The organism is Verrucomicrobium sp. BvORR106 (assembly GCF_000739655.1).
Classification (GTDB): Bacteria; Verrucomicrobiota; Verrucomicrobiia; order Verrucomicrobiales; family Verrucomicrobiaceae; genus Verrucomicrobium.
Window position 1 is genome coordinate 54,553 of the sequence record NZ_BATR01000137.1, and the last position, 26,147, is coordinate 80,699.

Below are 26,147 nucleotides of genomic sequence, written 5' to 3' on the forward strand. Positions count from 1 at the left end.
TCACCCTCAAAATCGAATTTGCAGACCTCCGCCCAGGCCGTACTCGGAGTGGTACTGGCCGATGAGGGAGAATTCCTTGGTCAGGGTGTAGTCCACCCCGGCGGTCCATTCCCACTCGGTGTTGGTGTCGTATTCCACCTCGCCAAAGGCGCCGAGCCGGGAGGTGATCTGGAAGCGCTTTGCCAACGCGAGCCGGAAGTCGCCCTCACTGTCCACGCTGGCACTGGCCCAGGTGATCAGCGGCAGGCGATAGTTCACCCCGGCCACCGCCCGGTTTTCGGCATCCTCGTCATTGGTGAGACGCGCCCCGACGAAGACCTGCCAGTCGGGTGAGAGATAGCGCTGGTAGAGCGCTTCGATCTCGTACTGGGTATCATCCACATCCTGCCAGCCGACCTCCCAGCCGAGGATGAGGTCGTTGCGGGCATTCATGAGGGTGATGTTCCCCTCGCTCATATGAGACTGGGCCGAGGCCGCGCCGAAGAGGAACCACATGTCATGAGCATGCTCGCCCAAGCTCCCGCCATGGTGACCACTTGACGATCCGGCAGCCGCCGAGGAGGCCGTGTGAGAGGCATGAACCATCTGAGGCTCCGCGGCACTGCCTTCAGCAGGATTCGCGGGCTTGTCATAGCTGAACACCCGGGCCATTCCGGACATCATGTGATAGAGGATGTGGCAGTGGAACATCCAGTCCTTTTCCTCATTGGCCTCGAACTCGACCGTGCGACGACTCATGGGTGGCACATCCACCGTGTGCTTGAGTGGTGAACGCTGCCCCTGCCCATTGATCAAACGCACAAAGTGCCCGTGAAGGTGAATGGGGTGGTGCATCATGGTGTCATTCACCAGCTCAAGCTGGATCACCTCGCCATGATGCAGGCGCACATAGGGATCCTCCGCCATCGTCTTGTCGTCGAAGGACCAGACGTACCGGGTCATGTCGCCCGTCAGGCGCATGGTGATCTTGCGTTGCGGCCGCCCCTTGGGCAGCGTGGTGTCCTCCACCGCCTTCAGCAGGCGGTACGGCGAGCCGGGACGGGGCAGGTTCAAGGAAGCACGCGGATCATCCTCCTGCTCCTCCAGGGTGAGGTTCAGCATCTCGTCCATGGTGTACACATTCGGCCGCGGAGGATCGCTTGCCGGATGATCCTCCCCTGCCCCGAGGTACGCCGAGGCATGACCTGTGCCGTCCTGGGCCGTGGCCCGCACTTCCCAGCGTCCTGACTTGGGGATGGTGACGATCACGTCATACGTCTCCGCGATTGCCACAAAGAGCCGGTCCACCTTCACAGGCTGCACAGCGGGGCCGTCCGCAGCCACGATCGTCATGGGCCCGGTGGAAGAGGTGACGTAGAAGTAGGTGGCCGCCGCAGCGTTGATCAACCGCAGGCGCACCCGTTCACCGGGTTTGCCTTCGATCTGCGACTCCTTCCGGCCATTGATCAAGAAGGCGTCATAGCCCACATCGGACACGTCCATGGGGCTCATGCGTCCCCATTCCCGCTCCCAGTATTCCTTCGATGCGCCGTGCTTCCATGCCCCTACGATGGACTGCGCATTGCCGCGCTTGAGCGCGTAGTAGTCACTGCCGCGTGCCAAGGTGCGATGCACCTCTTCGGGCTTCTCATTGGTCCAGTCAGAGAGGACCAGGACTTGGTCGCGATCCACCTTCTCGCGTTCGCCTCCTTTGGGTGTGACGACGATGGAGCCAATCACGCCGATCTGCTCCTGCAGATGCGTGTGCGAATGGTACCAGTAGGTCCCGGCATGCCGGAGTTTGAATTCAAAAGTATGCGTGGTCCCTGGCTTGATGGGCGGGGTCGTGATATGCGGCACCCCATCTTGCTCATTGGGCAGCAACAGTCCGTGCCAGTGCGTGGAGGTCTCCTCGGACTTCAACTGATTGTGCACGCGGATACGCGCCCACTCGCCTTCGCGAAATCGCAGGGTGGGCCCGGGCAAAGTTCCATTGATCATCAGCGCCCGCACCGGCTTGCCGGCGGGGCTGATTTTCTGTTCGGTAATGTAGAGGTCGTACTCGACCACCTTGTCAGTCGCCAGAGGGCGGGCCGACTTGCATGAATCACACAGGGCGGCGAGCGGCGCGGCCTGCAGACTGGAGGATATGAACACGGCTGCACTAAGGCACGCCGCCAGACGACGGGAGAAAGAGAGCATGAGCTGAATCTGAGTTGAGTTGCGTTGCGCGAGATTTCGCGAAGCACGCTGCTGGTGGGCGGAGGTTCCCACACGTCCCTGTGAAAGCCATCAAGGTGGCATCAGGGCACAATCCATCCTGGAAGGAGGACAACTCAGATCAAAAAGGCACAGTGCAACACCTGCACAGGCACGGCATAAAGAGGCTTCACCACCTCCATACGACCCGCTTCCACCGGATGAAACTCACGCGGGGACTGGCTCAGCCAGAGATCGGCCAATGCCATGTAGAGCCAGACAGCCTGCTGGGATGCAAGATCCCGGCTGGAAGAGGCTGGCACCACTGGAGCTTGCGCCGGGGACTGACTCTCCTGCGAACTCTGGATGCACGCACATCCGGTCTCTTGAATTGAAGGCGTGCTGACCGCCGGGGCGCAGCACTCATGCGGGCACTTCTGGGCGGGTGCCGCTTTCTCGCAGGGTCCGGCTACAGCAGACCCAGCCTGCGTGAGCAGGAGGAGAAGCAGCAGTGCCAGAGCGCGAAGATTCATTTCAACTAGAGAAGATACGCTACAAATGAGAGACCTCCACTGCCGAAATGTTCAATTTAAGCCGATTCTATCGCTTGAGCTTTTGACGCATCCGCATCCAGGTCGGGACGTCGAGGTCCTCCCCTTCCACGATGGTCTTGTCGGTGCCCTTGAAGCGGGCAACTTCTTCCTGACTCAGGTCAAAGGTGCTCTGCTTGAAGTCAGAACCCGGTTTGCCAGGAGTACCCGGGGCAGCTGCCTGCTGAGGAGCGGCTGCGACCACCGTCGAAGCGACAGCTGCGGTAGCGGCCTCCGGACGTGACGAGGACTGGTTGGCATATTTGTCCGCCCAATGACCACCGGGGACATCAGGATAACTCGCGGGAGCGCTGCCCCCTTCGTCTTCCTCATCTTCGATGATGGAGAAGATGGAAGACTTGGCAGGAGCCGGTGCGGGGGCTGGAGCCTCCACAGGAGCCTGGGGCTGCTGTTGGTAAAGCTGTTCCTCTGCACGGAGCACGTCTTCATTCTCCTCAGCCGGCACTTCGGCGGGAGCGGAGTAGAAGTTCTGAGGCTCCGGAGCCTGGGCCTCCACCTCCTCTTCATCCGGCGTATCGTCCGCGATGAAGAAGGATGACTTGATCGGCTCAGGTTGCGACTGAGGCTGAGGAGCCTGCTGTGGCTGGGAGGTGACTACAGGTGCAGGCACAGGGGCCGGTGCCAGATTCTGGACCGGTGCGGGTGCATCCATGAAGAACAAATCAGGCTCAACCACACCGGGAGACTCCAGTTGGAAAAGCTGAGGCTCAGGCTGGGGAGCGGGCTGCGGGGCCGGTGCCTGAACCTGCACCGGTGCTGTGAAAACGGGTTGAGGAGCCACCTCTGCCACAGGAGCAGGCGCTGGTGCCTGGACCGGCGCAGGAGCGGGTGCCGCGGTTACTGCGGCCTGCACGACAGGCTGCGGGGCATGACCATTCTGGCCGTTCTGATAGTAAACGGGCTCAGCAGCATGCACCGGCACGGGAGCGGGCTGCGGCTGGTATTGAGGTTGCGGAGCAATGTAGGTCTCGGCCACGGGCACCTCCACCGCAGGAATAGCGGGGAGCGACTCCACGGGAGCGGAACGTTCCGTGCGACCCAGCACGGAGTCCGGAGACATCTCATGCACACTCAGCGAGCTGACGAGCGTGACGGAGATCATGTCGCCCAGCTTGGGCTCGACCGCGAGGCCGAACATGATCTGCGTCTCCTCGGGCACATACTTGCCGAGTTGTTTCATCAAACTTTCCACCTCGGCCAGCGTCAGGCTCTCGCCGCCAGCCACATGCACCAGCAGGTTGCGGGCATTCTGCAGCAGCATGCCCTGGTTTACCAGCGGGCTCTTGAGCGCACGCTTGAGGGCATCCGCCACGCGGTTCGTGCCACGTGCTTCGCCAAAGCCAAACAAGCAGCGGGAGTTGGGACCACGCAATGCGGTGAGGAGGTCTGCAATGCCCATACGGACAATGCCGGGCTGCATGACCATGGTGGCGATCGCACGCACACTGTGGCCAATCAGCTGATCCGCCTGGCTGAAGGCTTTTTGAATGCCCTCCTTGGGCAGCGTGAGCTCGCCCATGCGGTTATTTTCAAAGAGGATGAGCGCATCCGCCACCTGGCCCAGATGCTCCAGCGCCACCTCGGCCTGCTGGATGCGACGACGTCCTTCAAAGGAGAACGGCATCGTGGCAAACACAAACACCATGGCACCAATCTCCTTGGCCACCTCTGCCACCACCGGAGCTGCACCGGAACCGGTGCCGCCGCCGAGGCCGCAACAAACAAAAACCATGTCATGCCCCTGCAATGCCGTGCGGATCTGCTCGCGCGTATCAATCGCCGCAGCGTAGCCGTTCTCTGGATCACCACCGCTGCCAATGCCGCGCATGCGATCAGAGCCAAGCTGAATCTTCACCGGCGTCATCGCGTGGCCAAGCACACGCACATCGGTGTGCATGGAGACCAGCGTTGCGTCCATCATACGATCCAGCGAGATGCGGTCGAGCACATTCAAGCCGCCGCCACCCACGCCAGCCACACAGATCTTCATGCGCATACTGGGAGCCAGTTCGCGTTCGTCGGTGCGTTCAAATTCTACCATAAGCCGGAGTGGTTAAAAATTGGGTTGGAAAACGGGGTTATGGGCCGTGATTACATAAACCACAAACCGGGCAAAACTCCAAGACGAATCGAGTCTGGAAAGAAAGTTGAATCCCAGCGGGTTACGCAGGGATGTTATTTTAAAAATACCGGGCCTAATTCCACGCTCCCAAGGAGCAATTTCTTAAATAGTCCAGGTGCTGAACACTTCCGCCATCCGGCGGCCCAGTTTTGCCAGAGGTGAAAGCCAGGGTTTCTCCGCATCCATGAGCTGCGCATACCGGATCAATCCGATCGGAGCCGAGTAGCAGGGGTTTTCATAAGTGGCGGTGACCCCGCCCATCTGGGACGATCCCGCGCGAGTGACGCGGACGCCAAAGATCTCCTTCGCAACGTGCTCAATGCCACGCATCATGCTCACGCCGCCCGTGAGGTACACGCCCGCACCAAGGCGGCCCACATGCTCCTCACACCGGTCACGAATCTGACCCAGAATCTCCTGCGTGCGCAGGCTGATGACTTCATTCAGCAGGGCGCGCTCCACCTCGCCGACGAACATGCCGTTCTCATCCTCCACACGGATCATCTCGCCAGGAGCCACGTCTTCATAGACAGCACTCCCCTCCTCAACCTTCAGACGCTCCGCACGGCCGTGTGGGATCTGGAAGCAAAGGGAGATGTCGTTCGTGATGTGATCACCACCCAGCGGCACACAACCCGATGCGGTGAGCATGCCGTCGATATAGAGGACGTAGTCGGCGGTACCGCCGCCAAAGTCGATCATGAGAGCCCCGTGCTGCTTGGCCTCTTTATTGAGGACCACCTGCGCTGCTGCGAGCGGCAGGAACACCACGTCCTCCACCTCCAGCGGGATCTGACGAACCAAGCGGATGGAATTCTGCACACGGCTGCGTACGCCGTGGATGATGTGAAACTCAGCCTCCAACTTCTCTGCGGGACGGCCGATCAAGGAGCGCACCTGCTCCTGACCATCCACGCTGTACTTGCGCGCGATGCGGTGCAGAAACACGTGATTCTGAGCGATATCCACGTTGCAGGCGATCTCGCGCACGTCCTCAAGATCATCTTCCGTGATGGTGTTCTGATCGGAGGGCAGGCGATACACACCAGCGTGGTTCAAGCTCTCAATGTGCGTGCCGCTCACGCCGAGGAAGACGTTGCGGATCATCACATCACTGCGGTCTTCTGCCCGCAGGAGGGCGTCATTGAGGCAGGTCTGGGCGATGTCGAAATCCGTGATCTCGCCCTTGCGAATCCCACGGGCGGGAGCCTGACCTACGCCGAGAATCTTGATGGCACCGTCCTTCTTCACCTCGCCGACAACGACGCAGATCTTGGACGTGCCGATCTCTAGTCCTGCATAGATGGTGCTCTTGGCCATGGTGGTGAAAGTGTTGAGGTTGTAGGAAATGATCTTGGGTGTTATTGCGCCCGGGCGAGTGTACGTCGTCCGGCGGGAGTGCGCTTGGCGGGAGTAGAAGGGGGCTCGGGTGCGAGATTCTCTGGAGCAATCGCCGTTCCACGAAGGGTCACGGGTACGTTTTGGGCAACCAGCAAGTCAACGGTGGCCAGTTGCCATTTCTGACGCTCTGATTCTGCAAGAACCCGGTCGAATCGGGCAAGCTCTTTTTCCATGCCATCCACAGGGAGGGTCACATGGATGCGGGAATCATAGGTGACACCCAGCACATGAGCACGGGTGGCATCCACCCACTTCACCCCCAGCGTGCGGGAGGCGAGGGTGTTGTCATGCATCTTCAGCATCGACAGCGCCGCGAGCGCAGGAGCGGATTCAATCTTCTGGCCAGGGACCAGACGATGGACGCGACCCACACGAATGACGGGCAGCTTGCGACGGGACTCCGTCAGCTCCCCACTGGGAATCACGACGCCTTCCGCATCCAGCAGGCAGCCATAGCCGGAGACCTTGGCCTCAAGCTTCTGCTCCGGAGATTCCAGCCAGGCCACAGGGTGACGCTGCTCCACGTCCAGGAACATCATGCCGGGATAACCGCGGGTGACCTTTGCGCTACGCACCTGAGGCATGGCCTCAAGACGCTCCTTCACCTGCACGAGCGAAATGCCCAGCATGTTCATGCCTTCATGCAAGCCGGTGGCGGCAACAATCTGTGAAGGGGTAATTTCACCATCCGTCACCACGGAGAAGTGCTGCAGATGGAAGCGGGAGTTGTCCACGAACGCTTCCTTGACCACGATCTTGCCGGCACTGAAGATTCCCATGGCAGCAAGCAAACCCACAGCCAGCTTGAAGCCAAGGCGGGCCGTCTTGCGGCGGGATTCACGGCGGGTGGCAGCAGTCTCTGGATTCAGTTCCAGGCGATGCACTTCCAGTCGCACCACCTTGCGGCGGCGACGGAACGCGTAATTACCTTTCGCCGCCCCAGGCTTGCGTCGGGTGTTTTTGGCAAAGAACATGTTGATGAAAGTCGGTGGTTAACCTGCCCTCCGCACCTCAAGCGAAAGCTCGATAATGCGCTCCATCAATTGCGGAAACTCCAGCCCGGCCACGCGTGCGGCCTTGGGCAAAAGACTGCTCACAGTCATACCGGGGATGGTGTTGATCTCCAGAACGAACGGCTGGCCGTCCTTCCGCAGCATCACATCCACGCGACCGTACACTTCCACGCCCACCGCTTTCATCGCGGCCAGCGCAGCTTCCTGAACCCGTTGGGTTGTCTCGATGTCCAGATCAGCCGGGCAATGGTAGTTGGTCTTGCCCGTGCCTGACATCCACGGATACTTGTTGTTGATGTCATAGAACCCGCTCACAGGCTCAATGTGAATGATGGGCAGCGCTTCGCCGCCAATCACTCCCACGGTGAGTTCCTTGCCATCTACAAATTCTTCCACCAGCGTGTCCGCGCCGTACTGCTTCGCATCGGCCAGCGCTGCGACGAGCTCCTCCTCCGTGTGGACGATGTGCACGCCCACACTGGAGCCTTCCCGCGGCGGCTTCACCACCACAGGGAGGGAAAGGCGGAGCTGATCCACGCCATCAAGCTTGAGCACCTGACTCTGCGGCGTGGGCACCCCACCGGCCACAAATTTGTCTTTGCTGAGATTTTTGTCGAAGGCCACACGGCTGGTTTCCACACCGGCACCGGTGTAGGCCACGCCCTGTTTCTCCAGAAGAGTCTGCAATTGACCATCTTCGCCGAAGGTGCCGTGAATCATATTCACCGCAACCACCACATCACCAGGCACTGTGAAGTCCGTCGAGGTGATATCGATCTCAACCACTTCTGCACCAAGGGATTTCAACGCCTCAACCACACTCTCGGCAGACTTCAGCGACACTGCCCTCTCAGAGCCTGGTCCGCCTTTCAAGACTGCGATTTTGTGATTTGCTAGAGCCATGGGAATCGCGCCGGTCAGTATTGTGGGTTAAATGCTGGGAATTATGGTCCGAGTGTAAAGCCAGCACGTTAAAAATCAAGATATTCTAACTAATTTAGGACACTCATTTTTGCCTCGCACGCCCTCTCGGACACCATATATCCTCATTTGAACAGTGGTGCAACACAACCCCTAGGGGGTCACTGGTGACACTCAGAATTGCGAGCCAGCCGAGGCGGCCCCCTTTAAGGAGCCCAAACGCCACTTTCTAATCAGCACATAGGCCAGCAAGGTCGCCCCAAAATACCATGGCCACCAGGTGAGCGCCGCCTCGAAAACCGGAGGCGCTTCATTCGGCTGTCGGAGCCTCCCGGCAAGCCAGGCCATCTGCCAGCCAAAGAGGAGGGTCACACCACCGTAGGCCAGGTTGATGGTCATGCCCTTGAAGCTCAGGACGGTGGCCCGATGCGACGACGGTGTGACTTCGTTCAGATAGTGGGACTGGAAGAACTGCAGGAACCGGATGGCGAGAATGAGCGGCCCCAAGGCCAGCACGCCCCACCATCCCGGAATCTGGATCGCCAGAACCACCAATCCCCAGAGGGTCATGGCAATGACGACACCGAAGTTGAAGGCCGATGAGCGATGCTTCACCAGCCACTCCATCCAGCTCGTGGTGAAGAAGGCCACCACCGACCCGGCCACCGAGATCACGCCAAACGAGGCCTCGGCAATGCCGATGAGCCGGTAGTAGTTGCTGGAGACGGTAAGGAACAGCCGGATGGTGCTGTCCAGAAGGAAACCCAGCACCACCAGCAGAAAGGGCGCTGGAGTGCTCCAGATCCAGGCTCCGGCGTGCCGGATCCCCTGCCAGCTCTGCCGGACGGTGACCCAAAAGGCCTCCTTGGGACGCTCCGAGGCCGGCTCCTTCATCGCGAGGGTGACGGCCAGACAGGCCAGGGCAGTGAGGACACACAAGTAAATCGGGAACTTGATCGTGTCCGCCTTGGCCAAGACGCCCGCCCCTACCCCCAGCCAGCCCAGCAGGCGGTTCATCTGGTGCACGTCATAGACATACGCACCTAGCAGGGATGTCACAATGAACCCCAAAGCCATCCAGCGGCTCAGCCTGCCAATGACCGCCGGCCAGATGGTGGAGCGATCCGCCTCAGGAATGCTGTCATAGGCCAGCGCTTCATCGGCCCCGCTGGAAAACGCCTCCGCCGCCCCGCTGAGCACCCGATTCACAGCAAAGACCCAGAAGACCCACGGCCCTCCCACCGGCAGCAGGGCGAACACCGTCATCTCCACCACCATGAGGACAGCAGAGAGCACGACCAGATTCCGCCGCCCAATGACGTCTGCCATGGCCCCGCTGGGCACCTCCAGCAGCACGATGCTCAAGGCCCAGATCACGTTCAACGCCGCGAACTGCGAGAGGTTCAACCCGAAGTCGAGGAATAGAATGGTGTACACCGGGTAGTAGAACCGGCAGTTGAACAACAGGCGGAACCAGACAAAGAGCGCGGCGTTGCGGGGCATGGGAGGCGAGAGCGTGTGGGTGAAGGTCGGAAGGCAGTACGCCGGGTGCCGCGAGGAAGAAACAATCCGCTGATCAGCGAATAGCAGGACTTTCGCGAAGAGCCTTGTCTTTTTGTCGAGATTCTAAAAGAATCAGTTGGTCGAGCCGAGTTCCCATGAACGCCTCACAAATCCTGAAAGAGCTCAGCCCTCTGGGCAAGGAGAGCTACAAGCGCACGCTGATGAAAAACCATGGCGTGAAGGAACCCTGCTATGGGGTGGCGATCTCCGAACTGCAAAAGATCCGCAAACGCATCAAGAAAGACTATCAGCTCGCCAAGGACCTCTACGATACCGGGAACTACGATGCGATGTATCTGGCGGGTCTCATCGCCGATGACTCTCGCATGACGCAGGCGGATCTCCAACACTGGGTGGAGCAGGCTTATGGCGGAGGCCTGTACGGCACAACCGTACCCTCCGTAGCCGCCGGCAGTCCGCATGGACATGCGATGGCGTTGCGTTGGATCGAGTCCAACGCGCCTCTCATCACCGCCGCAGGCTGGGCCACGCTGAGTGCGATCGTCTCCATCACCCCCGACGACCAGTTGGACCTCGACGAACTGAGGTCGCTACTCGAGCGGGTAGAAAGGGAGATCCATCAGGCACCCGATCTGCCGCGCTATCAGATGAACCAGTTTGTCATCGCCGTGGGCAGCTTCGTCGCACCACTCAAGGACATAGCTCTCCGCCATGCCGAGGCCATCGGTCCCGTCACCGCGGACTTGGGAAACAATCAATGCCAGGTGTTCTCCGCGCCGGACTACATCCGCAAGGTGGAGGAGCGCGGAGCCACCGGGAAGAAAAGGAAGAGCGCAAAGTGTTGATCCCGCAATCCCCGTCCATTCACTCATTCACCGCGCCGCCAACCAGAACGACTACCATGAAACAACATCTCTCTGTCTTTTGCCTGGCTCTCGCATCTTTGGCATTGCTCTCCAGCTGTTGCTGCAACTACACCCCCTCTCAGGTCCCCTACCCGGTGGTGACTCGACTGGCACCGGGACAAAAGCTGGATCTGAACTTCCAGTCCTCCAGCCGCTACCACTATGTGGTCTATGATCTGACCATCACCCCTCGTCGCGGAGGCTACCGCGTCACGGGAGTGGAGCGCTCCCCTTCCCGCACCGTCACAGATACCAAGGTGGTCTTCAACCACAAGCCCCTCCTGCCGGTGGACTTGACCCACGAAGACGGCGCCAGGCTGGACCGTCTGTTCGAATACTACCGCAGCATTTCCTGCGGTGGATGCCTCACCGTCGACACCACGCACGTGACGCTCAAATCCGGGTCCCGGACCCTCTATCAGGAGTACTTCATGGACAACTCCTGCGACCCTTGTGACAACCTCTATATGCCCGAGCTTTTGTCCATCCCGGCACTTGTTTACAGCATGAGGCCGGAGAACCCGTTGCGGTAGGGGCTTGTCGCTTGGTCGGAGTTTGTGTGTGACAGAGCGATGCGACAATCGCCGAGTCACCCACCTTGCTCCTATTTCCAGGTTTCAGGAACTTACAAGATCCGCAAAAGCGGCGATTCTCGCCGCAGTCCCAAAGATGCTTCGCATCCAGGTCAAGAGTGCGCATGCTTCATCTCACCCGAAACTGGCCTCCCAGATTGAAGGGTTTGGCGATTTCCACTGCGACCTCTCCCCCTCCGTCTGGCGACGAAGTCGCTGTGGAGTGCGTGCGGGAACCGCCGCTTTGGTGGAGTTTGTGAGGCACCACCACGATAGAGGCTGAGCAGGGCCGTTGCCCCCCAACCGCCGCCAGCCCCTGCTCACACCCCAAGGTTCCAGGAAGTCACAAGGGGCATGAAAGCGGCGATTCTAGCCGCACTTCCAAAGATGCTTCGCATCCAGGGGTTGCTTCCGATCAATAATCTGTACGCCCAACAGGCCTCCGATGTCGCAAGGGATGCAGATTCCCGACCCACCACAACAACCCATTGACAAAAACTTCCCCGCCCGATCAAATACCCAAAGCCCATGAAGCCCATCGCTCTCCCCTCCCTCGCCTTTTGCATTTCTCTGGCACTTCCGCTCCTGGTTGCCTCCTGCTCCAGCCTCGCCACATCAACCTCCAAGAACAAGAACGAGGACAAGAATCCCACTCCGATGGTGAGCAAGTTGACACCCGGGCAGTCGATCGAAGTGCAATTCCAATCGTCCGGCTGTTTCCACTACGTTAAACATCACCTCAAGATCGTTCCTCAAGGTGACGGCTATCTTGTGACCGGCACCAGCCCTCTCACTTCAAGCCCGCGCCAACCCAAAAACGAGCGCGCGAAGGCATCCAAACTCCATGACATCAGGCTGACGCAAAGCGATGCGGTCAAACTGGATCGACTCTTCGAGTTCTACCGCCACGTACGCGCAGGGGGCTGCACCACCAGCGACACGATCAGCCTGCAGGTCAAGTCTGGCACCAAGACGGTTTCCCAAGCGACCTTTAAAGACGAAACCTGCGACACTTATGATCGGCCCGAATTGCTGACGATCCCAAAGTTGGTGAGCCGCATGCAAACGAGTCCATAGATCCAGGCGTACATTGACGCTCGGGCGTCCCCTGCACGCCATCTGCCCCTCCGACATCGCAAGCCAGGCAGATTCCCACTCCACCACCGTACGCTCAACACCTGGCGACGAAGTCGCTTTGGAGTGCGCGCGGGAACCGCCGCTTTTGCGGAGCTTGTGAGGCCCACTCCACGATCGCGGTCGAGCAGGGCGGTTGCACCTCATCCGCCACCACCCCTGCTCACCCCCCACGGTTTCAGGAACTCACAAGGGCCACAAAAGCGGCGATTCTCGCCGCAGTCCCAAAGATGCTTCGCATCCAGGTGATGGATGCATCATGCAACATCGTACGCCATGTGACCTCCGACACCGAAGGCTCATGCAAACGCCCCCCTACGGAATCTCCTCGGCCTTTTCCACGAACCAGCGTTCGGCGTCAAACGCGGTGCTGTCATCGCTGAGGTTGAAATTCCCAATGGCAGGCTCTTTCTCCTTTTTTACATCCCACGGCACCAGCGTCAGTCGGTAGCGTTTGCCCTGGGCGAAGGCGGCGGTGGGTTGCATCTGTTTTTCTTTAAAGGTCCACTGCACGCCGAGGATCTGCTTGGCCTCCATCTCGCCGGTCACCACCTTGCCCACTTCATAGGTGGCGGTATGAAGGGCGTTGGTATAAGGGGTACCGTTGGGGTCCTGGTTGGCGGACTTCTCGGTCAACGTGGCCTCTACCACCACATCGCCAACTGGGGCGGCGGGATCTTGCGACACCCCGCCAGCAGCGCCTGACGAGGTCTTCTCGTTGAACTTCACACGGGCCCAAGTGATGTTGGCGGCACGTGCGGCGTTGGTGGAAAGCAACACATCGCGAGCCGCGATCACCCAGATGACGAGCTTCTTCTCCCGCACTTCATCGTCGGGGCGACGGGCCAGTTCACGCCGCACCTCGGTGGAGCCCTGGCCGTTTTTGGCGATCACATCCAGAGGACGCTGGAGGAGCAGGCTGAGGTGCTGGGCAAATCCGGAGCGGATGGGCTCATCGGGCTTGTCCGGATTTTCGAAACCCAGGGTGGGGTCGTCATAGATGTTCACGAAGCTGTCCCCCAGCAGGACCAAGGGCGAGCGGGTGTTCTGCGTGCCTTCACCAATGACATTCAGGAACACTTCTTCCTCATCAAAGAACCGGTAGGGATCCTTGAGATCCAGCAGCTTCACGAGGTCACCCAGGCTGCTGCGATGCACGCCATCCACCGCACGAATGGTGCGGAAGCCAGGGCCCAGTGCCTGCGGGTACTTGCTCTTCACATGGTCTGCCACCTTCTCAGCGGCCAGGCGCATCGCTTCTGGCGTCCAGTGAGTGTCCTGCTTCAAGAAGGCGTCCTTCTTCAGCTTGAGCGCCTCTTCGCTCTCCTTGGCGATCTCACGATTCTGCGAATTGGCTTCGAGGTAAAACACCCGCTTGCGCTCGCCGCGCAGCTTCGAGAGGTCCTGCGTGAGGTCCAGCACATCCACCCCGTTCTTGCGGAGCAGACTGTAGAAAGCCGGGGCATCCGGGTGGGTTAACCAGGAGGGCTGGGACAGCGGAGCCACCTGCTCGTTGTAGATCATCGGCTTCAGCGGCACCGGCACCAGGAGGAGGTCGATGCCCCGCTCCTTCAGCTGGGCGGCGTACTCAATGATGAGCTCGCGGGTCTCCGGCACCTTGCCCAGTTCGGGATCCTTCATCACGCTGAAGGGCTCTGGCTTGATCGGGCCATAGCCAGTGAGCGCTTTCAAATCCGGGTGGTAGAAGAGCCACCCCTCCCAACCCAGATAGGTCTTGAGGTTGCCTTCGTCAGCGTACTCCAAGAGCATGCTCTGGGCCTTCTGCCGCAGGGCCACGCTGTAGCCGGCTTTATCGGTCACTTTTTCCACCTCACGCAGATGGTGGACGATGTCCTGCTGCCCAGGACGCCAGCTCAGCAAGCGGGCTGCGGGGGACTCCTTCCACTGCCCCTGACTGGCAAGGTACACATGCCAGCCCAGCGCAGGGAGGATGAGCATGAGCATGAAGCCCGCTATGAAGATCGTGGCGACGCCTTTGCCGATCTCAAAGACCGTGCGGCAGCGTTCCTCCGCGAAGGGGTTGTGCATCTGGGACATGGCAGAAGTGGGGCTGAAGGAAAAATCGAACCCGGAAAAACTCCGACGAGACTAGAACTGGAAGTACAGAAACGGACTGTGGCCACGGGTGACCATGATCGTGACGGCAAGCAGGAAGAGCGGCACGCCGATGAGCGCCTTCCACAAGGTGAATCGCTGCAGCATGGTCTGCGTATTGGGCATAAACCAGACGGCGAAGGCGCAGATGCAGAACTGGAACAGATTGAACCCACGAAGCAGTTCAGACTCCAGCAGCAGCGAGGTGGCCACGGCATTGCCCTGACCAAACATGGTGCCGAGGTAGCGCCAGGCGACATCAAAGTTCTCCGCACGGAAGAACACCCAAGTGATCAGCAGGATGAAGAAGGTCAGCGGGATCTTCACCACGGCAGGCGCCTTGCCATAGAAGGAGTTCTTCCCCATGAGGCGCTCCAGCGCCAGCATGCCGCCGTGAATGCCCCCCCAGATGACGAAGTTCCATGAGGCCCCATGCCAGAGACCACCGATGATCATGGTGAGCATGAGGTTGACGTAAGTGCGCGCCCGCCCCTTCCGGTTGCCCCCCAGCGGAATGTAGAGGTAGTCTCGCAGGAAGGTGGAGAGGGAGATGTGCCAGCGCCGCCAGAAGTCCGTGATGCTGACGCTCTTGTACGGCGAGTTGAAGTTCTCGATGAAATAGAAGCCGAGCAACCGGGCCAGACCGACGGCCATGTCCGAGTACGCGCTGAAGTCAAAGTAGATCTGGAAGGCGTAGGCCACGATACCGATCCAGGCCGCCAGGGTGGTGAGAGAGCCCGCCCCGCTGCCAAAGGCACTGTCAGCGATGGCCCCCATGGGATCAGCCAGCAGGATCTTCTTCGCGAGACCGAAACTGAAGCGGGTAAGCCCCAGGGCAAAGCCCTCCACCGTGTGCACGCGGTGGCGCATCTGGTGATCGATGATGCCGTAACGCACAATGGGCCCCGCCACGAGGTGCGGGAAGAGCGAGACGAAGCAGGTGAAGTCCAGGAAGGAGTGCGCCGGCTTGGCATGGCCACGGTAGAGGTCCACACAATAGCTCAGACTCTGGAAGACGTAGAAGGAGATCCCCGCCGGCAGGATGATGTTCTGGAAAAAGGCGGGCACAGCCACACTGCCCCACCCCATAGCGGAGGAGATGCCCTGGACGGAATCCACGGCGAACGCGGTGTACTTGAAGAAGGCCAGTGCGGCGAGGTTCGAGGTGACGGAAAGCACCACTCCCAGCTTCTTCCGCCGCTGCACATCCTCATCCGTCCCCCCTCGCTCCTTGAGCTTGTCCGCATTCGCGATCATCAGGCCCAGGTTGTAGTCGAGCGCCGTAGTGCCCAGCATGAGCAGCACGAACCACGGGTTCCACCAGCCGTAGAAGATCATCCCCGCGATGGTCAGATACAGGTGCCGCAGGGTCGTGTTGGTCTTCAGGCCCAGCAGCAGGTAGTAGCCGGAAACTACCAGGGGCAGGAAATAGAAAATGAAGATGTGCGAACTAAAAACCACGCGCTGGACTTAAACGGGAATGCCCATGGGTCAAGGGGAGTTGCCACCCTCTGACCGGGAGGACAGTCAACCCCAGTGCCTCAAGCCATGGCCCGCAGCACTTCTCGCGCCTGAACCGCATCCTGGGAGATCTGCGCTTTCAGCGCGTCCAGTCCGTCGAACTTCCGTTCATCCCGGAGCTTTTGGACGAAGGTCACCTCCATCTGGTGCCCGTAGAAGTCGCCACTCTGGTCAAAGAGATGCACCTCCAGCGAGCGCTCTCCACTGGAGTCCACCGTCGGTCTCACCCCCAGATTCGCCACGCCAGGCAGGTCCCGACCATCCAGCCGGGCCCGCACGGCATAGACACCAGTGGGCGGCAGCTCTTCATTCTCCACCCGGACGTTGGCCGTGGGAAAGCCCAAGGTGCGGCCAAGCTGACGCCCCACCACCACCTCCCCCAGCACCGTGTAGGGGCGCCCGAGCAGCTCAGTAGCCCGGGAGAAGTCCGCCCCACGCACAGCTTCACGGATGAGCGTGCTGCTGACGACCTCTTCACCAAGCTTCACCTCCGGCACCCCATAGACGCCAAAGCCCAGATCCCGCCCCAGCTCCATGAGCTGGTGAATGTTGCCTCCTCGGCCTTTCCCAAAGCTCCAGGTGTACCCCACAGAGATGAAACCCAGCGGCTGGCAGCTCTGGCTCAGCGCGCCAACGAAAGTGGCGGCATCCGTCTTGGCAAAGTCCGGCGTGAACTTGCAAATGAGCACATCCGTCACGCCGAGCTGCTCCAGGATTTGAAGCTTGTGCCGGGTGCTGCACAGGAGCCGGGGAGCCGACTCTGGACGCAACACCCGCAGCGGATGGGGATCAAACGTCATGACCACCGCCGTCCCATGATGGGTGGCCGCATGGTCCATGGCCGCCCGAATCACCTCCTGATGGCCGAGATGCACCCCGTCAAACACCCCAATGGCCAACGCCACCGGGCCGCGAAGAGCCCGGAGGTCGCCGATGGAGGGGTGAGTCCGCATGGGGTCAATCAGAACGGTTCAACCGTTGGACGCAATCAGAAAAGAAGCGCGGTCACGCTTGAGATCCTGAACCATTTACCACTTACCTTTAACCACTTACCAAATCCTACGCCCCCCTCAGCTTCGACACATCGTACAAGGAATACATGGCCGCCAGAGCTTCATCACGGCGACCTTCTTTGAGCACGTCAAAGGTGGTGAACTTGCCGGGCTGGAAGGTGAAGTGGCCGGAGCGGGTGCGGCGCAGGGCGCTCAGGTGAGCGCCGCAACCGAGGTGCTGGCCCACGTCATGCGCATACGTGCGAACGTAGAACCCCTTGCTGCAGACCACGCGGAAGTCGATCTCTGGGACCTCCACGCGGGTGAGTTCGTAGTCAAACACGTGCACCAGCCGGGGCTCGCGCTCGATCACCTGGCCTTGACGAGCCAGCTTGTAGAGCGGCACGCCGTCTTTCTTGATCGCGGAGACCATGGGCGGGATCTGGTAAAAATCACCCCGCATGGTGTCGAAGGCGCCCTTGATCTGCTCGGTCGTGAACGCAGCCACTTCCTTCTCCTCAATGATCTCCCCTTCCCGATCCTGGGTCGAGGTGGTGGCACCCAGCCTCGCGGTACCGGTGTACTCCTTGTCCTCACTCATGAGGAGGTCCTGGATGCGCGTGGCATTGCCAATGACCAGGATGAGCATCCCGGTGGCCATGGGGTCGAGCGTACCGCAGTGGCCGATCTTTTTGATGTTCAGGCATCGGCGGGCCACTGCCACCACGTCGTGCGACGTCATGTCAGGTGACTTGTCTACCAGGAGGACTCCACTAATCGGTTCGTTCGATTTCATTCTTTAGTGCTTCAAGGAAACGTAATTCTGCGTCTGCCACCGGCCCGGGCAGGCGTGCCCCGGCAGCCATGACATGGCCTCCACCGCCAAACTCACTGCATACCCGTGAGACATTGACGCGTGAATCTTTGGACCGGGAACTCACCCGTATGCGTCCGTCAGGCAATTCTTCAAAGATAACAGCGGCCACCACGCCCTCGATAGAGCGCATGATGTCGATGAGCCCCTCGGTATCCCCCGGCAGGATCTGAATCTCCTGCTGCAGGGCCTGGCTCAGCACCCAACTTGCCACCCGCTCCCCGCAGGTGAACTTCATCTCGTTGAGCAGCGCCTTCTGCAAGAGCACGCGACGCAAGGGATTCGTCTGGTAGAGCTGGGTGGCCAGGGCGGCAGTGTCCAGCCCTGCCTCCATCATCTCCGCCACGATGCGATGCGTGCGGGGATTGGTGCTGCTGTATTGAAAGGAGCCAGTGTCCGTGCTGATGGCGGCGAAGAGATTCTCCCTCACCATCGCATCCATGGGGAACTGGCTGACTTGCAACAGTTCATAAACCAGCTGTCCCGCCGCAGGCGAGGCACTGTCGATGTGATTGAAATGGCCGTAGCGCGGATTCGTGCCGTGGTGGTCCACATTGATCAGCACGGGTGCGTTTTGAAACGCGGTCAGCGTCCGTTCGCCCAGGCGGTCTTTCGCAGCGGTGTCCAAGGCGACCGCCACATCCAGCTCCAGAGGCACGGCCTGAGAGACCTGCACAAGATCCGAGCCAGACAGAAAGGTCAGGTTGGGCGGCACGCCATCCTCAGACAGGATCGAGACCGCCTTGCCCATCAGCTGCAGACTACGCCCCAGTGCCACAATGCTGCCGATGGCATCCCCATCTGGCCGCACATGACAAGCTATGCCAATCCTCGACGCATCGCGAAGCAGGGCACCCAAATGGGACAGGCTGTCATTCATAGCTGGAGAAGTGAGGGGGAAGAAGCAGGAAGACCGACACGCACAGAACTCAGGAAGCCCGCGGGATCAAGGGGCAGCCTTGCCCACCGTACAGTGAAGACGGTTCAGCTCTGGCCGGGACGGACCAAAAAGCAACGGTGATCAGCGGGACTTGCCAGGGCGGGAAGCCGCGGCGTCGCCGTGGTCCCCCTCCTCTTCAGCACCCGCTTCAATCTCCCCATCTCCTTTTTTGACGTCATCCTTTTTGGATTCGTCTTCAGCCACGGGCTCTTCGTCAGGAAGCGGCTCGGGGAGATTCTCAATGAGAGTCAGCACCCGCACGCCACGCTCGATGGAGGTGTCGTACTTGAAGGTGAGCGACGGAGAGTTCTTGAGGATCACTCGCTTGAAGAGCTCCCGTTGGACCAGGCCGCGGTTCTCATTGAGCTTGCGCACGATATTGGGCGCAGCGTGTTCCCTGCCGAGGATCCCCACGTAGATGAAGCACTGCTTCAAGTCCGGGGTGACATCGACTTCGTGAATGGTCACCACAGAGCCCGCAAAAGTGAAGTTGCGGTCCAGGATGGGCCCCAACTCGCGCTTGATGAGCTCACGGACGCGCGAGAGGCGGTGGTTCATGTCGGTATTTGAAAAGAAGTTTGTGGGGTCGGACATTCCCGGGCCTGAAGCCCATGGACAATCCCGAACCCCGGGATGGATCGTAATCGTGAGGGCGACCGTTTAGAGCGTCTGCTGGATCTTCTCGAGCTCGTAGCACTCGATGACGTCGTCCTCTTCATACTCCTGGTAGCCGCCAAGGCGGACACCGCACTCGAGACCGTTGCGAACTTCCGGCACTTCCTCGTGGAAGCGGCGCAGTGTGTCCATGGAGCCGTCGTACACGGGCTGGTTGCCACGAATGACGCGAGCGCGGGCCTTGCGGTCCAGACGTCCGTCCGTGACCACACAACCAGCGACACGACCACGGGTCAGCTTGAAGACGACCTTCACCTTGGCATGGCCAAGGACCTTCTCGCGAGTCTCCGGATCAAGCAGGCCGAGGAGGGCCTCCTTGATCTGATCGAGCAGTTCATAGATGATGCTGAAGAGCTTCACCTGCACGCCTTCACGTCGGGCGACCGCCACTGCAGTGGATTCCACCTTCACGTTGAAGCCGATGACAATGGCGTCAGAGGCACTGGCAAGGAGGATGTCGCTCTCAGAGATGGGGCCGGCGGCGCTGTGCAGGATCTGCACCTTCGCCTTGTCACTCTTGATCTCCATAAGAGACTTCGAGATGGCCTCCATAGAGCCCTGCACGTCCGTCTTGAGAATGATCTTGAGCGTCTTCTTCGCACCTGCTTCGAGGTTGGCAAAGAGGGCCTCCAGGGTGCTGCGACGCGGAGCGGCGAGCTTCTTCTGGCGGATCTCTTCCTGCCGCTCTTCGCTCAGGCGCTTGGCGGTACGCTCGTTGTCCATCTCCACCACTTCGTCGCCCACGTTGGGCAGACCGCTGAAGCCCACCACCTCGGCAGGCATGCCGGGCTTCACTTCCTTGATGGTCTGGCCACGATCGTTGATGAGGCTCTTCACCTTGCCCCAGTAAGGGCCGCAAATGAAGGGCTCACCCACCTTGAGGGTGCCGTTCTGCACGATGACCGTCGCCATGGGGCCACGACCGGCTTCCATGCGGGATTCGATGACCGTAGCCCGCATCGGAGCCTTGGCGTTGGCACGCAGGTCGAGCACTTCAGCCTGCAGAGACATGGTCTCCAGCAGGTTGTCGATGCCGATGCCCTTCGTTGCGGAAACTTCCAGCACTTCCGTTTCGCCCCCCCACTCCACCGGCATGAGACCGGCTTCCTGGAGTTGCTGCTTCACTCGCATGGAGTTCGCAGCGGGCAGGTCGCACTTGTTGATCGCCACCATGATGGTGACACCAGCCGCCTTGGCGTGGTTGAGAGCCTCCACGGTCTGCGGCATGAAGCCGTCGTCCGCTGCCACCACGAGCACGACGATGTCCGTGACGTTGGCACCACGGGCGCGCATCTCTGAGAAGGCGGCGTGACCCGGGGTATCGATGAAAGTGATGGGCCGATCGTTGTAGCTGACGCTGTAGGCACCGATGTGCTGCGTGATCCCACCAGCTTCCCCTGCTGTGACGCTGGTCTTGCGGACCGCATCCAAGAGCGAGGTTTTGCCGTGGTCCACGTGACCCATGAAGGTGATGATGGGAGCACGAAGCTCGAACACATCCTTCTCCTCAGCCTTGGGAGGCGGCGGTGGTGGCGGCTCTTCAATCTTCTCTTCGACCTTGTGGATGCCAGCGCCTTTTTCGCGCTTCTCCTTCTCGAAGACAAAGCCGTGTTTCTCACACACCTTGGCGGCGATGTCAGGCTCGATGGCGGTATCCGCCTTGGCGAACACCTTGAACTCGATGAGATCCTTGATGACGTGGAACACCTTCAGGCCCATGCGTTCGCACAGTTCCTTGACGATGATCGGCGGCTTCAGGTGGATGATTTTGGACTCCGCATTGTCCTCCGCAGGCTTGGCAGGCGCTTCCGCAACGGGAGCCTCAGGCTCAGGAGCCTTGACGGGCGCTGGCGGCTCCGGCGGCTCCTCATGACGGAGGAGGGAAATGGGCGGCAACACTTTGGAAGACGTCACCTGGAACGGGCGGACAGGAGCCTCGCTCGGCCCCTCCTCCGCACGACGCACACGGCGGGCTTCCTTCTTTTCCACCTCGTCAAACAAGGACAACGCCTCAGCCTTCACCTGATCCAGCGTCTTTTTCGGAGGCTCTGGCGTGGCGGAGGCAGGCTTGCCCACAGGCACCACCGGTTGCTGGGGGCGGGAGCCCAGGGGGGCAAAGGCAGAGCCAGTCTTAAGCTCGCCCGTACGCTTTTTCCGGGGACTGCCGTCGTCGTCGATGAGCGAAACCGCCCCGGGTTTGCCGGAACTCTTTGCCGCGGGCGCAGACGCTCCCTGCGCCTCCTCGGTGGAAGAGGTGCGCTTGACGGACTTGGAGGATGACGGGGGCTTGTTTGCCATGCGAGAGTTGGAAAAGTTCAAAAACTGAAAGAGGAACGAGCGATGCTGAAGAAAATTGGCGAAAGATCGGTGAAATAACGATTACGAACCAGAAGTGAAGGCGGCCACCTTGTCCACGATTTGCTGTGCAAGCTCCGTGTCGCCGTCCAGCATGGGGGCGATATCGTCGGCGTCTGCACCGGCAAAGTTGGAAAGGTCAGAGAAGCCCTCACCCACCAGTTTGCGGGCGATGTTTCTGTCGATGTCGAGGTCAGCAGCGATGCGATGCACCGCCTCCTCCACATGGGATTCAAACACCTTGGCTGCGTGCTCGTCCTTCTCGATTACGAGATCGTAACCGATGAGACGGGACGTCAGACGGGCGTTTTGCCCCTTGCGGCCGATGGCCTTGGAGAGCTCCTCCTCACTGACAGTGAGCAGCACCCGCTTATGATCTTCATCCACCTTGATGGAGAGGATCTTAATGGGCTTGAGCGCCTCCTTGGTGAACTCGGCAACGTCTTTGCTCCAGCGGATGATATCCACTTTCTCGTTGTTGAGCTCACGGACAATGTTCTTTACGCGCGCGCCACGCAGGCCGACGCAGGCACCCACCGGGTCCACCTTGTCGTCTGCGCTATGCACGGCCACCTTGGTACGGTAGCCCGCCTCACGGGCGATGCTCACGATCTCCACGGTGCGGTCGGCGATTTCGCTGACCTCAAATTCAAACAACCGGCGCACGAAGTTCGGGTGGCTGCGGGAAAGAATAATTTCCGGACCCCGGGAAGTACTCTTCTCCACCGCCTTGACGTAGAAACGCATGCGATCACCAGACGTGTAGTCCTCCGTGGGCACTCGCTCACGGGAGGTCATGATGCCCTCGAACTTGCCGAGGTCCACGACGACGTCAGATTTGTCGAAACGACGGATCGTGCCGCTGACCACGTCACCGGTGCGATCCTTGAACTCGTCATACAGGTTGGCCTTCTCGGCCTCCCGCAGGCGCTGCATCCAGGTCTGCTTGGCAGTCTGAGCGGCGATGCGACCGAAGTCCTTGGGTGTGACTTCGATGTCCACTTCGTCGCCTGGCTGGGCGTCGGCCTTCAGCTTGCGGGCATGCTTGACGGAAAGCTGCTCGAAGGGGTTCTCAACGGTCTCTGAAACCAGCAAACGCGCAAACGCGCGGATGGAACCCTTGTCGGGATCAATCTCGATGCGCAGTTCCCGGGCAGGACCGATGCTCTTCTTCGAGGCGGCCAGCAAGGCGCTCTGAAGGGCATCAACCATTTTGGAACGGTCGATTCCCTTCTCCTTCTCGTAATATTCAAACAGGGCTTTGAGTTCGCTGACCATAAAACTTTGAGGGCTGCCTGTCCTGGACGAAAAAGAGCGGGACTCGTCCCACTCTTGCGTCAGGAGATTCGCTCTCAAGTCTTCGCCCCGGAAAGGAACGATAAAAGTACTCGATTGTGAGGATGTGGCAAGTGTTTTCTCTAAAATGGCTTCATGTACCAAACTCTGCCGTAGCTTTCTCTGGCAGAACGAAATAGCGCGTGCGACAAGCGGCGCATGCCCCCTGTTTCGTGTGTCTTCTTCGACGCGGCCGGAACCCTAATCCGCCTGCGAGAACCCGTGGGCGAGTCCTATGCCAGGATCGCTGCCCAGCACGGGATTCGAGTCGAACCGCAGTCGGTTGAGACCGCCTTCCGCCAGGCCTGGAAGGCGACGCCTCCCCTCCTCCACCCCGAGGACCAGCCTCCTGCCGATGACGATGCCTCCTGGTGGCGCGCCTTGGTCTCCCAAACCTTCGCCACCGTCACCGGCGCCCCTTTACCGGATGAGACGCTGAGTCCGCTTTTTGAGGAACTGTACGCTCACTTTGCCCAGCCCGGCGTTTGGGAACTGTACGAGGACACCCTCCCCGCCCTGGACCAGCTCCGCGATTCCCACCGGCTCTTCGTTCTCTCGAATTTCGACCGCCGCCTTTTCACCATTCTGGAGGACCTCGACATCGCCTCCCGCTTCGAGCGCATCCTTGTCTCCAGCGAGGTCGGAGCCAGCAAGCCCCACCCGCGCATCTTCCATCAAGCTCTCGCTGCCGCCGGCGTCCCCGCCAGTGAATGCCTCCATCTGGGTGACGATCGGAAGTGCGACCTCAAAGGCGCACAACAGGCCGGTATGCACTCGCGACTCGTGGACCGCCCCGGCACCACCCTGCTCACTCTGGTGACAGAACTCGGCGCCAACACCAAGCCCACCCGAGACGATGAAAAAGAAAATGCGAAAAAGTGAATTTGATACTTGCACCAAGCTCAGAAATGCATATCTAAAACTCCCCTTCCAAAACGCGTGGGTAGCTCAGCGGTAGAGCAGTTGGCTTTTAACCAATTGGTCCTGGGTTCGATCCCCAGCCCACGCACTTTTTCCTTCAAACTAGAATTGAGGAAATACTTCGAGGGACACATTCTGCCGCCAGGGATTAGCATGCCACATGTGTGCAGCCCCGTTCGCTGAAACAATTTTCCCGGGCAGCAATCCACCGCTGGTTTGAGCGAAGCAGATACTCAGTCCGCACCAACTCCTATCTCGAATCCACATGCTCGGGTCATTGAGACAGGATGATTCACAGTAGATTCCCGTTGATCGTGTGAGAGTTGGGAGGGTCTAAATGAAGCTAGACATCCCTTGTCCGGTGCCAGGTCCGCGAGGTGGGCCACACGTCATGACTTGCGCGGCCACTTGTTTCCTGCTGGGATCACGCCATGCAGCGAAGCGACTCTCGTTTTCAGTGGACAGCAGGCATGATTCCAAGTTCCTTCTTGCGGCTTGGATCTCAAACCTCACGCTCATTGAAGTTGTTGGCACTGGCATTCGTAGTAGGCGCCGCAACCCTGCTCAGTACCGCCACGAGTCACGCCCAGGAGCCAAAAACCGCTGTGGAATCTGGGCACCCGCCTCATCTCGTCGTCTTCCTGGCGGACGACTATAGTTTCCTCGATTCCGAATCCGAGGGGGCAAAAGACGTTAGCACCCCGAACCTCACTAAACTGGCCGCGGCAGGGATGACGTTCTCGCATGCCTTTGTCGCCTCACCCAGTTGCGCCCCGAGCCGGGCCGCATTGCTGACCGGATTGACGCCGGCGCACAATGGGGCCCAGGTGAACCACTCAAAGCCGGGATCGGCGATCAAGAAGCTCCCAGCCTATCTAAAGGAGATTGGGTACGAGGTCGTGTCCTTTGGCAAGGTGTCCCACTACAAGCACACGGCCGACTATGGGTTCGATCATTTCGAGCACGACACATTTCACGATCCTGAGGGCATCCCATCGGCTATCCGGTGGCTGAAGCAGCGCAAGAGTGAAAAGCCGTTGTGCATCTTTGTCGGCTCGAACTGGCCTCATGTCCCCTGGCCCGCGCCACCGGCGGATGCGGATCTGAGCAAGGCTGAGCTCCCCCCTTCCCAAGCCGATACCCCGGAGACCCGTCGCGCCCGGTTCGCCTACGCTACAGCGGTGAAGCGTATGGACGATGAACTCGGACAGGTGATGACGACGGTGAAAGAGACACTGGGTACCCAGGTGGCCTTCATGATGACCAGCGATCACGGTGCCCAGTTCCCTTTTGGCAAGTGGAACTGCTATGACGCAGGCATCAGGGTTCCTATGGTCGTGTCCTGGCCTGGCGTGATTGCCCCGGGATCGCGGGTGGACGCCATGGTCAGCTGGGTGGATATCCTGCCCACTCTCGTGGATCTGGGGGGCGGGAAGCCGCCGCCGGTCCGCAACATGGCGAACTGGGAACTCGCGACGGACGTTGAGGGCATCGACGGCCGATCCTTTGCACCAGTCCTGCGCGGCCAGACCAAGGTGGCGCGCGACCGCATTCTCACCACCCACAGTGCGGACGGCAAGATGAACAACTACCCTATGCGCAGCATCCGCACGCAAGAGTGGAAACTGATCCAGAACCTTACGCCAGAAGCCAACTACACGACTCACATCGACCTCGCCCCCAAAGGAAATGGCACCGGCTATTGGGGCGGTTTTTGGGAGACCTGGGAGAAGGCCGCGGAGACGGATCCCGCCATCGCCGCCAAGGTCAATCGCTACCATCATCGTCCCGCCGTCGAGCTATACGATCTGGTCAATGACCCGTTTGAGTTGAACAACCTCGCCGCAGACCCGGCGCAAGCTGAGCGCGTCAAAACGTTGCGGGCGGAGCTGGATGATTGGAGACGCGACCAGCGGGAGTTGATGAGGCCCTGAGTGGAGGTGAGGAACGCGGATACTATGACATTCCATTGAACCGGAGGCAGCGTGGATGGAGCCCAAACCATGACCGTTCAATTCATCTACACAGGAAAGCTACA

20 protein-coding genes and 1 tRNA gene are annotated in these 26,147 nt (G+C 60.0%); 6 read left to right on the forward strand and 15 right to left on the reverse strand.

Annotated features, from left to right (window positions below; translation table 11 throughout):
- Window positions 1-6: 6 nt before the first annotated feature.
- The 7 genes from BV106_RS36250 to BV106_RS25725 all read right to left on the reverse strand — a co-directional run bounded on the left by BV106_RS36250 (window position 7) and on the right by BV106_RS25725 (window position 9,749).
- Entirely contained in the window at window positions 7-2,181 is a 2,175-nt protein-coding gene (locus tag BV106_RS36250) for a multicopper oxidase domain-containing protein (RefSeq protein ID WP_051946329.1), read from the reverse strand.
- A gap of 134 nt (window positions 2,182-2,315) precedes the next feature.
- Window positions 2,316-2,711 (reverse strand): hypothetical protein, encoded by a 396-nt coding sequence (locus BV106_RS25700; RefSeq protein WP_038169481.1) that lies wholly within the window; start codon window positions 2,709-2,711, stop codon window positions 2,316-2,318.
- Window positions 2,712-2,778: 67 nt separating this feature from the next.
- Window positions 2,779-4,830, reverse strand: a complete 2,052-nt coding sequence (locus tag BV106_RS25705; RefSeq protein WP_038169483.1) for a cell division protein FtsZ — start codon at window positions 4,828-4,830, stop codon at window positions 2,779-2,781.
- 183 nt (window positions 4,831-5,013) lie between these two features.
- On the reverse strand, window positions 5,014-6,231 hold the full coding sequence (gene ftsA / locus BV106_RS25710) for a cell division protein FtsA (RefSeq protein WP_009962556.1): 1,218 nt from the start codon (window positions 6,229-6,231) through the stop codon (window positions 5,014-5,016).
- A gap of 41 nt (window positions 6,232-6,272) precedes the next feature.
- Window positions 6,273-7,286, reverse strand: coding sequence for an FtsQ-type POTRA domain-containing protein (locus BV106_RS25715; protein WP_038169485.1), 1,014 nt, complete (start codon window positions 7,284-7,286; stop codon window positions 6,273-6,275).
- A gap of 18 nt (window positions 7,287-7,304) precedes the next feature.
- Window positions 7,305-8,228 (reverse strand): D-alanine--D-alanine ligase, encoded by a 924-nt coding sequence (locus BV106_RS25720; RefSeq protein ID WP_038169488.1) that lies wholly within the window; start codon window positions 8,226-8,228, stop codon window positions 7,305-7,307.
- Between the two features lie 192 nt (window positions 8,229-8,420).
- Window positions 8,421-9,749: an MFS transporter gene (locus tag BV106_RS25725; RefSeq protein WP_051946330.1), complete on the reverse strand. Its 1,329-nt coding sequence runs from the start codon at window positions 9,747-9,749 to the stop codon at window positions 8,421-8,423.
- A gap of 155 nt (window positions 9,750-9,904) precedes the next feature.
- Here BV106_RS25725 and BV106_RS25730 point away from each other — a divergent pair, with 155 nt between their 5' ends.
- The 3 genes from BV106_RS25730 (at window position 9,905) to BV106_RS25740 (ending at window position 12,324) form a co-directional block, all read left to right on the forward strand.
- Complete coding sequence (locus tag BV106_RS25730; protein ID WP_038169490.1) at window positions 9,905-10,615, forward strand: DNA alkylation repair protein; 711 nt, start codon at window positions 9,905-9,907, stop codon at window positions 10,613-10,615.
- 56 nt (window positions 10,616-10,671) lie between these two features.
- The gene (locus BV106_RS25735; RefSeq protein WP_038169492.1) at window positions 10,672-11,208 is read left to right on the forward strand and encodes a hypothetical protein; all 537 of its coding nucleotides are present in this window, start codon (window positions 10,672-10,674) and stop codon (window positions 11,206-11,208) included.
- Window positions 11,209-11,775: 567 nt separating this feature from the next.
- Entirely contained in the window at window positions 11,776-12,324 is a 549-nt protein-coding gene (locus BV106_RS25740; RefSeq protein WP_038169494.1) for a hypothetical protein, read from the forward strand.
- 372 nt (window positions 12,325-12,696) lie between these two features.
- Here BV106_RS25740 and BV106_RS25745 read toward each other — a convergent pair whose 3' ends face one another.
- From BV106_RS25745 to nusA, 8 genes are all read right to left on the reverse strand, one after another.
- Window positions 12,697-14,439 carry a hypothetical protein gene (locus BV106_RS25745; protein ID WP_038169497.1) on the reverse strand — a complete coding sequence of 581 codons (1,743 nt, stop codon included), beginning with the start codon at window positions 14,437-14,439 and terminating at the stop codon, window positions 12,697-12,699.
- Between the two features lie 51 nt (window positions 14,440-14,490).
- Window positions 14,491-15,957: an MBOAT family O-acyltransferase gene (locus tag BV106_RS25750; protein WP_038169499.1), complete on the reverse strand. Its 1,467-nt coding sequence runs from the start codon at window positions 15,955-15,957 to the stop codon at window positions 14,491-14,493.
- A gap of 80 nt (window positions 15,958-16,037) precedes the next feature.
- Window positions 16,038-16,970, reverse strand: coding sequence for a bifunctional riboflavin kinase/FAD synthetase (locus tag BV106_RS25755; protein ID WP_051946331.1), 933 nt, complete (start codon window positions 16,968-16,970; stop codon window positions 16,038-16,040).
- 106 nt (window positions 16,971-17,076) lie between these two features.
- Complete coding sequence (gene truB / locus BV106_RS25760; protein WP_038169501.1) at window positions 17,077-17,805, reverse strand: tRNA pseudouridine(55) synthase TruB; 729 nt, start codon at window positions 17,803-17,805, stop codon at window positions 17,077-17,079.
- Entirely contained in the window at window positions 17,783-18,763 is a 981-nt protein-coding gene (locus BV106_RS25765) for a bifunctional oligoribonuclease/PAP phosphatase NrnA (RefSeq protein WP_038169503.1), read from the reverse strand. The genes truB and BV106_RS25765 overlap by 23 nt, the downstream gene beginning before the upstream one ends.
- Before the next feature lie 141 nt (window positions 18,764-18,904).
- The gene (gene rbfA / locus BV106_RS25770; RefSeq protein WP_051946332.1) at window positions 18,905-19,381 is read right to left on the reverse strand and encodes a 30S ribosome-binding factor RbfA; all 477 of its coding nucleotides are present in this window, start codon (window positions 19,379-19,381) and stop codon (window positions 18,905-18,907) included.
- Window positions 19,382-19,483: 102 nt separating this feature from the next.
- Window positions 19,484-21,796, reverse strand: coding sequence for a translation initiation factor IF-2 (infB, locus tag BV106_RS25775; protein ID WP_038169505.1), 2,313 nt, complete (start codon window positions 21,794-21,796; stop codon window positions 19,484-19,486).
- Window positions 21,797-21,877: 81 nt separating this feature from the next.
- Window positions 21,878-23,131: a transcription termination factor NusA gene (gene nusA, locus BV106_RS25780; protein ID WP_038169507.1), complete on the reverse strand. Its 1,254-nt coding sequence runs from the start codon at window positions 23,129-23,131 to the stop codon at window positions 21,878-21,880.
- A 216-nt stretch (window positions 23,132-23,347) separates the two neighbouring features.
- Between nusA and BV106_RS25785 the strand changes: the two genes are divergently transcribed.
- From BV106_RS25785 to BV106_RS25795, 3 genes are all read left to right on the forward strand, one after another.
- On the forward strand, window positions 23,348-24,070 hold the full coding sequence (locus BV106_RS25785) for an HAD-IA family hydrolase (RefSeq protein WP_051946333.1): 723 nt from the start codon (window positions 23,348-23,350) through the stop codon (window positions 24,068-24,070).
- A 55-nt stretch (window positions 24,071-24,125) separates the two neighbouring features.
- Window positions 24,126-24,197 (forward strand) — tRNA-Lys (locus tag BV106_RS25790).
- Between the two features lie 430 nt (window positions 24,198-24,627).
- Complete coding sequence (locus BV106_RS25795; protein ID WP_265596068.1) at window positions 24,628-26,043, forward strand: sulfatase; 1,416 nt, start codon at window positions 24,628-24,630, stop codon at window positions 26,041-26,043.
- The last annotated feature ends 104 nt before the right edge of the window (window positions 26,044-26,147 follow it).

Coding starts and splice junctions, on each gene's coding strand:
- BV106_RS25755 (WP_051946331.1), bottom strand. CDS start 16,970: ATGCGGACTCACCCCTCCATCGGCGACCTCCGGGCTCTTCGCGGCCCG.
- BV106_RS25735 (WP_038169492.1), top strand. CDS start 10,672: ATGAAACAACATCTCTCTGTCTTTTGCCTGGCTCTCGCATCTTTGGCA.
- BV106_RS25740 (WP_038169494.1), top strand. CDS start 11,776: ATGAAGCCCATCGCTCTCCCCTCCCTCGCCTTTTGCATTTCTCTGGCA.
- BV106_RS25725 (WP_051946330.1), bottom strand. CDS start 9,749: ATGCCCCGCAACGCCGCGCTCTTTGTCTGGTTCCGCCTGTTGTTCAAC.
- BV106_RS36250 (WP_051946329.1), bottom strand. CDS start 2,181: ATGCTCTCTTTCTCCCGTCGTCTGGCGGCGTGCCTTAGTGCAGCCGTG.
- nusA (WP_038169507.1), bottom strand. CDS start 23,131: ATGGTCAGCGAACTCAAAGCCCTGTTTGAATATTACGAGAAGGAGAAG.
- truB (WP_038169501.1), bottom strand. CDS start 17,805: ATGAAATCGAACGAACCGATTAGTGGAGTCCTCCTGGTAGACAAGTCA.
- infB (WP_038169505.1), bottom strand. CDS start 21,796: ATGGCAAACAAGCCCCCGTCATCCTCCAAGTCCGTCAAGCGCACCTCT.
- BV106_RS25785 (WP_051946333.1), top strand. CDS start 23,348: ATGCCCCCTGTTTCGTGTGTCTTCTTCGACGCGGCCGGAACCCTAATC.
- BV106_RS25715 (WP_038169485.1), bottom strand. CDS start 7,286: ATGTTCTTTGCCAAAAACACCCGACGCAAGCCTGGGGCGGCGAAAGGT.
- BV106_RS25745 (WP_038169497.1), bottom strand. CDS start 14,439: ATGTCCCAGATGCACAACCCCTTCGCGGAGGAACGCTGCCGCACGGTC.
- BV106_RS25700 (WP_038169481.1), bottom strand. CDS start 2,711: ATGAATCTTCGCGCTCTGGCACTGCTGCTTCTCCTCCTGCTCACGCAG.
- BV106_RS25730 (WP_038169490.1), top strand. CDS start 9,905: ATGAACGCCTCACAAATCCTGAAAGAGCTCAGCCCTCTGGGCAAGGAG.
- ftsA (WP_009962556.1), bottom strand. CDS start 6,231: ATGGCCAAGAGCACCATCTATGCAGGACTAGAGATCGGCACGTCCAAG.
- BV106_RS25705 (WP_038169483.1), bottom strand. CDS start 4,830: ATGGTAGAATTTGAACGCACCGACGAACGCGAACTGGCTCCCAGTATG.
- BV106_RS25720 (WP_038169488.1), bottom strand. CDS start 8,228: ATGGCTCTAGCAAATCACAAAATCGCAGTCTTGAAAGGCGGACCAGGC.
- rbfA (WP_051946332.1), bottom strand. CDS start 19,381: ATGAACCACCGCCTCTCGCGCGTCCGTGAGCTCATCAAGCGCGAGTTG.
- BV106_RS25765 (WP_038169503.1), bottom strand. CDS start 18,763: ATGAATGACAGCCTGTCCCATTTGGGTGCCCTGCTTCGCGATGCGTCG.